Genomic DNA, 12648 nt, shown 5'->3' with positions numbered 1-12648 from the left:
GCCGCCATGGACACGGCGAGGGCCCGCCCTCCGGATCGCTCCGGAGGGCGGGCCCTCGATCACCGGCGGGGCGTCAGCCGATCGACGCGCCGTAGGCGGAGAGCGCCTCGGTGACCGGCTGGAAGAAGGTCGTGCCGCCCGAGGCGCAGTCACCGCTGCCGCCGGAGGTCAGACCGAGCGCGGTGCTGCCCGAGAAGAGCGAGCCGCCGCTGTCGCCCGGCTCGGCGCAGACGTTCGTCTGGATGAGGCCGGAGACGATGTCGCCGCCGCCGTAGTTCACCGTGGCGTTCAGGCCGGTCACCGAGCCGGAGTGGAGGCCGGTGGTCGAGCCGCTGCGGGTGACCGACTGGCCGACGGTGGCGTCGCCGGCCCGGGTGATCGCCTGGGTGGAGCCGTTGTACAGGTTGACGGAGCTCGGCTGGGCGACGGAGGCGGTGTACTTCACCAGGCCGTAGTCGTTGCCCGGGAAGCTGGAGCCGGCCGTGGAGCCGATCACCGTGCCGCCCGCCGACCAGGCGGCGACGGACTCGGTGCAGTGCCCGGCGGTGAGGAAGTGCGCCGCACCGCCCACGGTCACGTTGAACCCCAGCGAGCAGCGGCCGCCACCGCCGGTGATGGCGTCGCCGCCCGCCACGAAGCGGGTGAACTCGCCCTTGGTGCGCCGGATTTCGGCCGTGCCGCCGAGGTCCGCGACGACCGCCGACAGTGCGTCCCACTCGGCCGCGGAAACCGTGCGGTCCGCGGTCACGACCAGCTTGTTGGTCCTGGGGTCGGCCACCCAGGAGGTCCCGGCGATGTCCGCGTCGCTCTTCAGCGTCGCCGCGGCCCGCTCCAGTTCGGCGACGGAGTTCTCCACGATCCGGGCGCTCGCCCCGGCCGCCCGGGCGGTGCCGGCGGCCGCCTCGTCGACCACGTTGACGACCAGGCGCTTCGCCGCGGCGTCGTAGTACATCCCGGCGTCCTCGGCGCCCAGCTTCCGGTCGAGCGTCGAGGCGAGGTTTCCGGCCGCCGCGGCGGTCAGCGTCCGAGGGTCCGGTGCGGCCTCGGTCTCACCGGCATTCGCAGTCTGGAAGCCGGCGGTCGCCGCGATCAGTGCGGCGATACCCGCACCGGCAACGGCGGAACGGCGCATGGGTGTGCGTCGGTGCTTCAACTGACGTCCTCCTGTGGGGGGTCGGCGCGAAGGGATCGTGAAGATCCCCAAGTGCCGGAAGGCGTGCGGAAATCCGGGGTCACCGACAGAAGCGGCAGCCGTCCTTCCGGTTGAACGGAGTCCAGTGTTCCGACGCCGGGAGGTCACGCACAAGGTCGACTTCCGGACGCGGACACGTCAATTTCGCGGTGTCCCAATTGCCTCGGAGCGCCCCCGGACGCCCCCTCCGTTCACAGTGCGAACGGCGAAGAACCCCGCCCCGCCCTTCCTGGACCGCACCAGGCCATGGCCGGAAATCGCCCCTGCCCGGCGGGGGGTGCGACACGCCGCCGGCTCCTCGGCGCACACGGCAGGAGCCCCCGCACGCCATGCGTGCGGGGGCTCCCGTGAGGAGAGGTGCGAGAGGACCGGCCGATCAGAAGACGCGGACCCCGTAGGCGTTCAGGGCCTCGACGACCGGCTGGAAGAACGTGGTGCCGCCGGTGGTGCAGTTGCCGCTGCCGCCCGAGGTGAGGCCGTAGGCCACACCGCCGGTCGAGTACAGCGGGCCGCCGGAGTCGCCGGGCTCGGCGCAGACCGTGGTCTGGATCATGCCGTAGACGACGTCCCCGCCGCCGTAGTTCACCGTGGCGTTCAGCGCGGTGACACGGCCGCTGCGGGTGCCGGTGGTCGAGCCGGTCCGCGTGACGGTGGTGCCGACGCTGGGCGTGGCCGCGCTCCGGATGTCCACGCTGCCCGCGGTGCCCGACTTGGTCACCGAGGTGTTCGTGTACCGGACGAGACCGTAGTCGTTGTTCGGGAAGCTGGTGCCCGCGGTGGAGCCCAGGACCGTGGTGCGGCCCGAGTTCGAGTACCAGGTACCGGCGCCCTCGGTGCAGTGACCGGCGGTCAGGAAGAAGTAGTTGCCGGCGCTGTCCTGGACGTTGAAGCCGAGCGAACAGCGGCCCGACCCCGAGTAGATGGCGGCGCCTCCGGCGATGTATTTCTGGAACTTGCCCTCGGTGCGCTTGATGGTCAACGCGTCGGCCCGGTCGCCGGCCTCCGCCTTGATCTTCGCGATCTCCGCCTGGGACACCGTGCTGTCGACGGTGACCACCACCCGGTTGGTCTTGGCGTCGACGGCCCAGGCGGTGCCCGCGACGTCCGCGTCCAGGACGGCGTCGCTCGCCGCGGTGAGTTCACCGGAGCTGAAGGTCGTCACTTCGTCGGCGCTGGCGGTGGGCACCGCGATCGCGGCGGCGGCCACCAGGCCGGTGGCCACGGCGAGCAGACGGGTTCGTCTCGTCACGCCGTTGCTGGGGGTGGTGCGCTTGATCCTCACTGGTCGTTCCTCCACTTGGGAAGTCGGGGGCCCGCGCTTGGGGGGTACGGGCCCGTGAGGCGCAGCCGGGGACATGGGCGACCGGGATTGCCGGACACGCCGTGCCCCTGACAAGCGCTGCAGGGAGTATTCGGCCGCGCGACCGAGCGGCGCAAGGGTGCCTTTCGGCCGCCCGGTGAGGACCACGTCGCCAAGCGCATTCCCCGCCCGCCGCCGCCGCAGACACCCAGCTCAGCTAAACCCCGCGTATGCAGCAACAGGTGCTCGCCTGTTCCCCCTCATCACCTGAGGTGTCCCATTCGCCCGTGGCCGGTACCCGACACTCCGCTTCCCGCGGACCTCCCGCCGGGGCCTCTCCCGGAGGCCTCTCCGGCGCACGGAACGGCCGCCGCCCCGCACTTCGGGAGCGGCGGCCGCCCGGTCCGCGCACGGCCGACACCCGGACCGCGGGCCGACACCGAACCGCGGCCCACACCCACGGACCACGGCCGACACCCGGACCGCGGGCCGACACCGGGGCCCGCGGGCTCACATCGGGGCCCTCGAGCTCACACCAGGGCCGCGGAACGCTCCCGTCCACCGGTGCGCTCCCGGATGACCCGGTCCATCAGCACCACCAGGGCGTCCCGCACCGACCGGCGGTCCCGGGCGTCGCAGTCGACCACCGGCACGTCGTCGTCCAGCCCCAACGCCTCCCGCACCTCGTCCAGTTCGAACCGGCGGGCACCCGGGAAGTGGTTCACGGCGAGGACGAACGGGGCACGCTGGGCCTCGAAGTAGTCCAGCGCCGGGAAGCAGTCCTCGATCCGCCGGGTGTCGACCAGCACCACCGTTCCGAGCGCGCCCTCCACCAGGTCGTCCCAGAGGAAGGAGAACCGGTCCTGTCCGGGCGTCCCGAACAGGTAGAGCGAAATAGCCGGATTGAGCGTGATCCGCCCGAAATCGAGCGCCACGGTGGTGGTGGTCTTGGACTCCACCCCGTCCAGCGAGTCGACCCCCACCGACACCTGGGTGATCGCCGCCTCGGTGTCCAGCGGCTCGATCTCGGAGATGGCCCCGATGAACGTGGTCTTGCCGACGCCGAGTCCTCCGCTCACCACGATCTTGACGGCCAGCGGAACCATCTTCTCAGAGCGCCCGGACATGGTCCCTGATCCTTTCCAGCGTGTGGAGCGAGAGCTCCGCGGGTTGGCGGCAGGCGAGATGCCCGGTGGCGACGAGGTCGGAGATCAGCACCCTGGCGACCCCCAGCGGAACGCCCACCCGGTGGGCCACCTCGGCGACCGTCGTCGGGCTCTCGCACACCGCGGCCACCCTCTTCCGTTCGAACGTCAGCGTCTCGTCCGGCGGGCGGACCGCCACCACCAGGGTTTCCAGCCTCAGATCACTCTGCGGCGGTGCCACCCGGCCGCCGGTGATGATGAACGGCCTGACGAAGCTGTTGTCCTCTTCCATCGTCCGACCACCGCTCACCGGGGCAGCGACTGGCGCAGGTCGGCGATCAGGGCCGGCGTGAGCAGGTCGCCCGCGCGTTCCGCGAGCACCGCCATCTCGTAGCCGACCAGGCCGAGTTCACCGCTGCTGTCGGCGAGCACCCCGAGACAGCTGCCGTCCCGGATCGCCGAGACCAGCAGGAAGCCCCGCCCCATCTCGATCATGATCAGCTTCACTCCGTCGAACCCGTACCGGCGCGAGGCGCTACGGGCCAGGCTGGACAGTCCGGACACGATGGCCGCCAGGTGGTCGGCCTCGGTCCGCCCGAGCCCGTCGGAGACCGCGATCAGCAGCCCGTCCGAGGAGACCGCGACCGCGTCCCGCACCCCGTCGGTGTTGCGGACGAAGCCGGCGAGCAGCCAGTTGAAGGTCTGCGAGTCCTTCTCGGCCGGTGCGGCGTTCTGGGTGGGAACCGTGGTCACTTCTTCTCACCCCTGTCCGTCACGGCATCCTGCGGCGCCCGGACGTCGGCACCTGTGCCGCGCTCCATGTCCCTCTCCCTCTCCTTCTCCATCTGCACGCTGATCCCGCCCCGCAGATGCGCGCTGCGCAGGGAGGAGAGCATCCCGGAGACCTGCTCCGGGGTGCGCTCCCGCTCCGGCGCCGGGGGCAGCGGCCGGGCCCCGGCGCGGGCCGTCTCGTCGACCGCCGCTCCGATGGCGCTGCGCCGGGGGCGCTTCACCAGGCCGTTGCGGGTGCGGGCGGCGTCGGCGCCACGGGCCGGTTCGGCCCGCCGTTCGCCCTGGCCGCCGACCGGTGGCGCCGCGATCTGCGGACGCGCGTGCCGGGGCGTGCGGGCCGGGGCGGGGGGCACCGGCCGTCCGTCGGCGGTCACCGGCACCAGGCCGGGACCGGTCGGGGCCGCCGCGGCGCGGGGCGCCGGGAGCACCGCCTTCTGGTCGAGCCGGCCGTTGACCAGCACGTCCTCGTCCGGCGTTCCGGCGAGCGACTTGGGGTCGGCCAGCAGGGTGGCGGGCAGCAGCACCCGGGCCACCACCCCGGCGGTCGGCGCCTCGCCCACCCGCACCTCGATCCCGCACTTGCGGGCCAGCGCGCCGACCACGAAGTGGCCGAGGAACCGGCCCGGATCGGCCATGAAGCTGGCCCGCCCGGAGAGCCGGACGTTGGCTTCGGCGAGCGCCTGGGCGTCCATGCCGAGCCCGTGGTCGACGATGGCGATCAGGTAACCGGCGCTGGTGCGCCGCCCCTCGACCTCGACCTCCGAATCCGGCGGCGAGAAGTTCAGCGCGTTCTCGACCAGTTCGGCGAGCAGGTGGGCGATCTCGGCCACCACCGAGCCGGACACCCCGACCGGCTCGATCCGGCGCAGCACCACCCGCCGGTACTCCTCGACCTCGGAGAGCGCGGCGCGCAGCACGTCGGTGACGGGCAGCGGTGTGGACCAGGGGCGCGGGCTGGACTCGCCGGCCAGCACCAGCAGGCTCTCCGCGTTGCGGCGCATGCGGGTGGCCAGGTGGTCGAGCTCGAAGAGGTTGGCCAGGGTCGCCGGGTCGGCGTCCTCGTGCTCCAGCTTGTTGATGAAGCTCAGCTGGCGGCGGACCAGGTTCTGGTTGCGGCGGCCCAGGCTGACCAGCGACTCGGTGGCGTTGCGGCGCAGCACGGCCTGCTCGGTGGCGAGGTCGAAGGCGGCGCGCTGGACCCGGTCGAAGGCCTCGGCCATCTCCAGCACCTCGGCGCCGGCCTTCTCCGGCACGCGGAGCGGCTCGGGCGGTTCGGGTGCCTCCCGCAGCGGGCTGTTCTGGATGGCGGCGACCGCCAGCGGCAGCCGCTTCCCGGCCACCTCACGGACCTGCTGGGCGAGGTCGGCGAGCGGGCCGGAGACCGTGCGGACGCAGTCCAGGGCCAGGGCGCCGAGCGCGGCGACGGTGGCGAGGGCCAGCAGTCCGAAGAGGATCAGGTCCTCACCGGCGTCGCTCTCCAGTTCGGAGGCCCGGCTCTCCACGTCGCGGCCCAGCGAGATCTGCACCTCCCGCAGTCCGTCGATGGTGGAGGTGGCGCTGCTCCACCAGGCGGCCGGCGGGATCTGCGCGGCGTCGAGCAGCCCGCCTCCCCGGACCGCCTTCCGCTCGTACCACTGGGTGCGCCGGGCGTCGGGGGTGCTCATCGCGGTGTCCAGCCGGCGCTGCTGGGCGGAGGTGGCCACCGTGGGGAAGGCGGACAGCGAGGCGAGCCGGCCGGCCCGGATCTCCAGGAAGCGTCCGTGGTCGTCGCCGCGGAACTGCCCGGCGGTCACCGCCCCGAGCAGCAGCGCCCGTTCCTGTCCGGTGAACTCCTTGGCCTCGCCCAGGAATCCCAGGGCCCGGCCGGCGTCGTAGAGGGTGGGGTCGCGGACCTCGTCGAGGCCGAGGTCCAGCCCGTCGAGGGTGGCGATGGTGGCGGTGAAGTAGTCGAACGCCTCCGTCACCTGGACGCTCCGGCGGTCGGCCTTCGCCCGCACGCCGCCGAGCGCGTCGAGGCGGCCCAGTGCCTCCCGGACCGAGGCGGCGCGTCCTTCGTCCGTGTGCCCCCTCAGCGCCCGGTCGAGGACGGCCCGCGCCGTGTCGGTGGCCTCGCGCTGCGCGGGCAGCCGGGCCTGGAACTGCCGGACGCCGCCCAGGTGCCCGGCGGTGAGGCTGCGCTCCTTCTGCAGTTCGTGGACCAGCCCCTGCAGGGTGATCTCCAGGCGGGCGTTGTCCGCCGTGGCGGAGGCGGTGCGGAAGGTCGCGATCTGCTCGGCCGCGGCGGCGCCGAGCAGGGCCAGCAGGACGGCGAGGGCCAGGGTCAGGACCCGGAGGAGCCTGGTGCGAAGGGAGCGGGGGGCCTTCCGGCCCGTCCCGCCACGGGCGGCGCGCAGGCGCGCGGCGGCCGATGTCGGTGTGACTGCGTCCACTGAGGTGCCTTAAGGGGGAGGCGAGTTGGTCGGAGGAAGAGAAATGGTTCTGCCTCCGACCCAACGAAACCAGTGGCCCTGGGTTACCGGACGGACCGGGTTTTTATCCCATGGTGGACGGCGCTCCCGCGAAACCCCAGGTCGCCGTGGTACCCCCGTCGTCACGGGGATGACGCAGCGTCATCCCGGCGCCGCACGCCCGCCGAGGGGCGGTCAGCAGTCGCAGCCGCAGTCGCAGCAGCCGCCGTCCCCGCCGCCCTCTCCCCCGCCGCAGTTGCAGCAGTTGCAGCAGTCGCAGCAGCCGCAGTCGCACTGGCTGCACCAGCCCTCGCGCCGCTGCCGCGACCACGGGCCCTCGAACTCGTCGGCGCAGCAGAGCTGACAGGTGCAGAAGAGCCCGAGGGCCGCGGCGCAGCCCGTCAGGAAGCCGCGCCCCTGGCGGTGCGGCGGTTCCCCGCCGGCCGGGCCGCCGGGGCCGTGGGGGCCCTGCGGGCCGGGCGGCCCGTACGGACCCTGCGGCGCCCCGGGGGTGCGGGTCGGACCGTACGGCCCCTGGGGCGGCCCGTACGCCTCGGCCGGCCCGCCCGTGGTGTGCCCGCAGGAGGCCGACCCGAAGGCGCGGTCGACGGAACGTTCCAGCTCGTGCGCCAGCAGGCGGTGGACCAGGCGGCCGTCGGTGAACTCGGCGTCCTTCAGCGCGAGCCGCACGCCGTGGACCGCGTCGTCGGCGAGGCGGCGGGCGTCCTCGCGCGGGGTTCCGGTGGCGGTGAGGGGGTTCCAGGCGCCGGAGGCGGCGTCGGCGGCCTGGTCCTCGACGGCGTCCAGCAGGTGGGCCAGGCGGCCGAAGAGCCGACCGGCCTCGGCCAGCGGAGCCGCGTTGGCGGGGCGGCCGGCCAGCACGGCGGTGTGCGCGAACGCGGCGGCGGTGGCCGTCTCGGTGGGTTCGGTGACGGCGAGGATCGGGGTGCCCGGCCCGGCGAGGCGCTCCAGCCCGGCCTGCCGGTCCACGGCGTCCAGCAGCACGGCGGCGTCGAAGCCCACCGTGGAGGCGGTGCGGGTGCCGGCGGCGCTCCAGCCGGCGGCGACCCGGCGTGCGGCGAGGGCGACCGGGCGGCGGGCCAGCAGCCCGTCGCCGTCGGCCATGTGGTCCCGCACCTTGGCCGAGGCGAGCACCAGCGAGACCGCGGCGGCGAGCCGGGCGCCCTCCCCGCGGGCCACGGACGCCGTGCGCATCCCGCGCAGCGGGCAGGGTCCGGCGGTGCGGCGGCCCTGGGCGGCGCGCGGTGCCTGAGCCTCCGTCAGCACGGATATCAGCAGGCCGTCGTAGTTGGTCACGATCCGGGCGAACTGGCCGTGGTCCCCCCTCAGGGCCAGGCAAAGCCCGCACAGGTGGGCCATCCACTCCGCGGCGAGCCGCTCGCCGAGCCGGTGACGGCACGGCCTGACCATTCCGAACATCGTGACTCCCCCTCAGACGTCCGCGCCCCGGGGCACGGTGCTCCCGCCCGCACCTGTATCTACGGGCGACTTCGGAGATCGTAATGGGGTAGGTGGTTCACCCGGAGGCACCACAACTCACTCGTTCGCCGCGAAGAATATTATTTCACTCCCAATCAGCAATCGTGTAGGACAAGTCCCTTGGGATACACGGAGTCTGTACGTATCCACCGCGCACCGGTACCGTCACAAACCCCCTGCGCGGTGTCCGTCCACTTGGCACGATGTCCGACTCATGGACGACCATAGGGAAGCGGAAGCGAGAGAGACCGCAGCGAGAGGAGGCGTCCATGGGATCGGTGCGCAAGGCGAGTGCCTGGCTTGGCCTCGTCGACGACAGCGATGACGAGCGCTACTACGAAGACGACGACTACGCCGAGGGCCCGGAGTCCGAGGACGCCTGGGTCACCGACCCGCGGGTGAAGATCGCCGCCGAGCCGGCCGTCGACAAGGCCCGCAGAATCGGCACCGTCACCCCCGACAGCTTCCGGGACGCCCGCGCCATCGGCGAACTCTTCCGGGACGGCGTGCCGGTGGTCATGAACCTCACGGCGATGGACGCCGCCGACGCCAAGCGCGTGGTGGACTTCGCGGCCGGCCTGATCTTCGGCCTCCGCGGCTCCATCGAGCGCGTCGCCAACCGCGTCTTCCTGCTCACCCCGGCCAACACCGAGATCGTCAGCGGCGAGGCCGCCCCCGGCGCCCGCGACGCCTTCTTCAACCAGAGCTGAGGCAGGGCCGCTCACCGGCGCCGACGGCCGGTGGGCGCCCTGCCCGCAGCGCCCCTCCCCGGCGTCCCGCCGGGAACCGCGGCACCTCCGGCCCCCGTCCCCCGTCGCCCCACGGCGCCCGGCCCGTGCGGTCGTGCCCGGCCCGTGCCGTCAGGCGGAGACCCGTGACCTGCGCGTCGACGACGACTTCTTGTCCCGGGGCGCCGGCACCGAGTCCGCCTTCCTCCCCGGACCGTCCTCCGAGTCCGCCCCCGGATCGGCCTCCGGCCTCTCCCCCGCCTCCGCGACGGCCCGGCCATGGGCGGACCTCGTCGCCCGCCCGTCGTCCCCGGCCCTCTCGGTCTCCGCGGCACCGGTCGCGGCCTCCCCCGTCACGCCGGGCTTCCGGCCGTGGGGGTCGTCCTGGCCGAGCGGCTCCTCGCGCATGTCCCGCGGCAGACGCAGCGCCGCCACCGCGCCCAGCAGCAGCAGCCCGGCGCTGACCACCAGGGTCACGTGCAGTCCGTGCACGAAGGCGTCCCGCGCGGCGAGGCGGAGGGTCTCCCCCACGGCGCCACCGAGTCCTTCGGCCACCTCGTATGCCTCGCCCAGGGAGTGCCCGGCCGCCGACGTGGCGTCTCCCGGGACGCCCGGCACCGAGGCGACGCCCGGTCCGTAGGCCGCGTTCATCACGCTGCCCAGCAGCGCGATCCCGAGGCCCGCGCCGAGCTGGTAGGAGGTCTCGCCGATGGCCGCCGCCCCTCCGGCCTCACGCTCCGGTGCCTCGCTCAGCATCGACTCGTAGGCCCCGAAGAGCGTGGTCTCCAGCCCGAGCCCCAGCAGCACGAATCCGCAGAGCAGCAGGGCGGGGTTGTCGTGCGAGCCCATCGGCAGCAGGGTCAGCACCGCCGCGGCGGTGAGCGCGAACCCCGAGGCCACCATGACCCGCGGCCCCAGCGCCCGCAGGAGCCGTGCCCCGGCGAGGCCCGCGGCCATGGCGGCCACGGTGAGCGGCAGCATCCGCAGACCGGTCTCGAGCGGGGACAGCCCCAGGACCAGCTGGAGGTACTGCGCCGCGATCAGCTGCAGGCCCACCAGCGCCAGCATGGCCAGCACGATGCAGCCGATGGAGGTGCCGAAGGCGGGCCGCGCGAACAGCCGCATGTCGATCAGCGGGTGCGCGCGCCGCTTCTGCCGCCGGACGAAGAGCGCCAGCAGCAGCACGCCCACCGCGAACGGGCCCCAGCTCAGCGGCGATTGCGGGGCGACTCCGCCGCCCAGCTGCTTGAGTCCGTAGACGGCGCCGAAGAGCCCGGCCGCCGCGGTGAGGGCGCCGACCACGTCCCAGGGGCCCTCGCGCTCGCCGCGCGACTCGGGCAGCAGCATCCGTCCGACCGGCAGCGCGACCAGCATCAGGGGGATGTTGATGAGGAAGACCGCGCCCCACCAGTACCGCTCGAGCAGGAACCCCCCGAGCAGCGGTCCGATCGCCGCGCCCACCGCGGCGACCGCGCTCCAGACGCCGATGGCCAGCGCGCGCTCCCGCCGGTCGGGGAAGACCTGGCGGAGCACCGACAGGGTGGCCGGCATGATCATCGCGCCGCCCACGCCGAGCAGTGCCCGCGCCGCGATCAGTACCTGGGCGCTGTCCGCGCAGGCCGCGACGGCGGAGGCCACGCCGAAGAGGGCGTACCCGAGCAGCAGGACGCGGCGGCGGCCCACCCGGTCGCCGAGGGTGCCGAAGAGGATCAGCAGCGAGGCGCAGACCAGCGGATAGACGTCGACGGTCCACAGCAGTTCGGTGGCGCTCGGCCTCAGGTCCTCGGTGACGGCGGGCACCGCCACGTGCAGCACGGTGGCGTCCACGGCGACCAGCAGCAGGCTGACGCAGAGGACCACGAGGACGACCCAGCGGTTGGCGCCGGCCCCGGTCTCCCGGCGGACGCGGCGCCCCGTGGCGTCCGCGCCGGACGCGGTCGTCCCGGACATGTGCGTACCTCCCAGAATTGCTCGCGTCCGGCGGCCCCGAGGGCCGCTCGACCGGCCCGCTCGACGAAGACGAGTGGTTCGCCAGCGTACGCGAGTTCGCGCCGGTGACACGTGGTGGAGCTCTCACCCCGGGGCAGGCCCGATGTGGCGTACGCCACTGCCGTGGGCACGACAGGGCGAAGGCTCGGAAGACGTCGCCGCCGCGGCCGATAATCGGGCCCGTGACCCATCTCGACACGCGCGCCGCGCGTCGGCCGACCGCGCCGGGCCGTGCCGGACGCCTCGCCACCGCCCTCCGCCGGGCCTGGCCCGCCCTGGCCGGGTACGCCGCCGTCCGCCTGCTGGGTCTGATCGGACTGGCCGTCTGGGCCGCCGCACGGGACACCGACCCCCTGGTGCGGCTCACCGCCCGCTGGGACTCGCTCTGGTACGCGCGGATCGCGGAGTCGGGCTACGGGTACACCGTGCGTCTGCCGGACGGGGACGTTCACTCCGATCTCGCCTTCTTCCCGCTGCTGCCCTGGCTCGAACGGGGCGTGGCCGCCGTCTCGCCGCTGTCCTACGGCGAGGCCGGCTTCCTGGTCGCCCTGGTCGCGTCGGTGGCCGCCGCCTGGGGGATCTTCGCCGTCACGGATCTGGTGCTGGGCCGCCGGGCCGGGGTGTGCGCGGCGGTGCTGTGGGGCGCGCTGCCGGTGGGGATCGTCCAGTCGATGGCGTACAGCGAGTCGCTGTTCACCGCGCTCGCCGCCTGGTCGCTGTACGCGGTGCTGACCGGGCGCTGGCCGCTCGCGGGGGCGCTGGCGCTGTGCGCGGGGCTGACCAGGCCGGTCGGGCTGGCGGTGGCAGCGGCGGTCTGGGCCGGGGCGATTGCCTCCTTCGTGCGGCAGCGGAGCGCGGCCGCCGCGGACGGCGCACCGGACGGGCCGCACGACCTTCACGCCGCGCACGCCGGGCTCGCGTCACCCCCCGGGGGCGTGGACGTCTGGCCGCGCGCCCTCGGGATGCTGCTGGCGCCCCTCGGGGCGGCCGGCTACGTCCTCTGGGTCGGCCACCGCACCGGGCAGGGCCTCTTCGGCTATCTGGACGTCCAGGCCGGCTGGCGCAACGGCTTCGACGGCGGGGTCGCCTTCGCCCGCTTCGTGGCCGGGCTGTTCGACTCCCTCCCCGGAGCGCTGGCGGGCACGGCGCTGATCGTGGGGGTGGCACTGGTCGTCCTGCTGTTCGCCTCCGGCGTGCGCGCCCGGCTGCCGCTGCCGCTGCTCGTGTACGGCGGCCTGGTGACGCTGCTGGCGCTCTGCGCGTCCAGCTACTTCGGTTCCAAGCCCCGCCTGCTGCTGCCGGCCTTCCCGCTGCTGCTCCCGCTCGCCGCGGCCGCCGCGCGGGCCCGTCCGGCGGTCGTGTCCGGGCTCCTGGCGCTCGCGGCGGCCGGCTCGGCGGTCTACGGCGGGCTGTGGCTGACCGGCACCGGTCCGCCGTGAATCACGGGCGTTCCCGTCCGCCTCGTGCGGCACGGTGGACGCCGGACGCATTCACCGGGTGAACCCGCTCTCTTTCCCCGGAAATGACGCCCAATTCCCCGGACGATGAGCGGAAA

Annotated in this window: 10 protein-coding genes; 2 read left to right on the top strand and 8 right to left on the bottom strand. The window is 73.9% G+C overall.

Features of this window, described 5'->3' with window-relative positions; translation table 11 throughout:
- Nucleotides 1–73: 73 nt before the first annotated feature.
- From ACWD3O_RS29580 to ACWD3O_RS29550, 7 genes are all read right to left on the bottom strand, one after another.
- Nucleotides 74–1153: a S1 family peptidase gene (locus ACWD3O_RS29580; protein ID WP_451418021.1), complete on the bottom strand. Its 1080-nt coding sequence runs from the start codon at nucleotides 1151–1153 to the stop codon at nucleotides 74–76.
- Nucleotides 1154–1568: 415 nt separating this feature from the next.
- On the bottom strand, nucleotides 1569–2474 hold the full coding sequence (locus tag ACWD3O_RS29575; RefSeq protein ID WP_451413219.1) for a S1 family peptidase: 906 nt from the start codon (nucleotides 2472–2474) through the stop codon (nucleotides 1569–1571).
- A 548-nt stretch (nucleotides 2475–3022) separates the two neighbouring features.
- Complete coding sequence (locus ACWD3O_RS29570; protein WP_451418020.1) at nucleotides 3023–3619, bottom strand: GTP-binding protein; 597 nt, start codon at nucleotides 3617–3619, stop codon at nucleotides 3023–3025.
- A complete protein-coding gene (locus ACWD3O_RS29565) occupies nucleotides 3603–3929 on the bottom strand; it encodes a DUF742 domain-containing protein (RefSeq protein ID WP_451413220.1) in 327 nt (108 codons plus the stop codon). Before ACWD3O_RS29565 ends, ACWD3O_RS29570 begins: the two co-directional genes overlap by 17 nt.
- Before the next feature lie 14 nt (nucleotides 3930–3943).
- Nucleotides 3944–4390, bottom strand: coding sequence for a roadblock/LC7 domain-containing protein (locus ACWD3O_RS29560; protein ID WP_356137969.1), 447 nt, complete (start codon nucleotides 4388–4390; stop codon nucleotides 3944–3946).
- Entirely contained in the window at nucleotides 4387–6858 is a 2472-nt protein-coding gene (locus tag ACWD3O_RS29555; RefSeq protein ID WP_451413221.1) for a sensor histidine kinase, read from the bottom strand. Before ACWD3O_RS29555 ends, ACWD3O_RS29560 begins: the two co-directional genes overlap by 4 nt.
- Nucleotides 6859–7071: 213 nt before the next feature.
- The gene (locus ACWD3O_RS29550) at nucleotides 7072–8316 is read right to left on the bottom strand and encodes a DUF5685 family protein (RefSeq protein WP_451413222.1); all 1245 of its coding nucleotides are present in this window, start codon (nucleotides 8314–8316) and stop codon (nucleotides 7072–7074) included.
- Nucleotides 8317–8645: 329 nt separating this feature from the next.
- On the opposite strand from ACWD3O_RS29550, the gene ACWD3O_RS29545 reads away from it, so the two are divergent.
- The gene (locus ACWD3O_RS29545; RefSeq protein ID WP_356137974.1) at nucleotides 8646–9086 is read left to right on the top strand and encodes a cell division protein SepF; all 441 of its coding nucleotides are present in this window, start codon (nucleotides 8646–8648) and stop codon (nucleotides 9084–9086) included.
- Nucleotides 9087–9236: 150 nt separating this feature from the next.
- Here the strand turns inward: ACWD3O_RS29545 and ACWD3O_RS29540 are convergent, their stop codons facing one another.
- Complete coding sequence (locus ACWD3O_RS29540) at nucleotides 9237–11054, bottom strand: MFS transporter (protein WP_451413223.1); 1818 nt, start codon at nucleotides 11052–11054, stop codon at nucleotides 9237–9239.
- Nucleotides 11055–11275: 221 nt separating this feature from the next.
- On the opposite strand from ACWD3O_RS29540, the gene ACWD3O_RS29535 reads away from it, so the two are divergent.
- On the top strand, nucleotides 11276–12532 hold the full coding sequence (locus ACWD3O_RS29535) for a hypothetical protein (RefSeq protein WP_451418019.1): 1257 nt from the start codon (nucleotides 11276–11278) through the stop codon (nucleotides 12530–12532).
- The last annotated feature ends 116 nt before the right edge of the window (nucleotides 12533–12648 follow it).

The organism is Streptomyces sp. NPDC002640, assembly GCF_053592575.1.
This window is presented reverse-complemented; position numbering and strand designations above follow the sequence as displayed.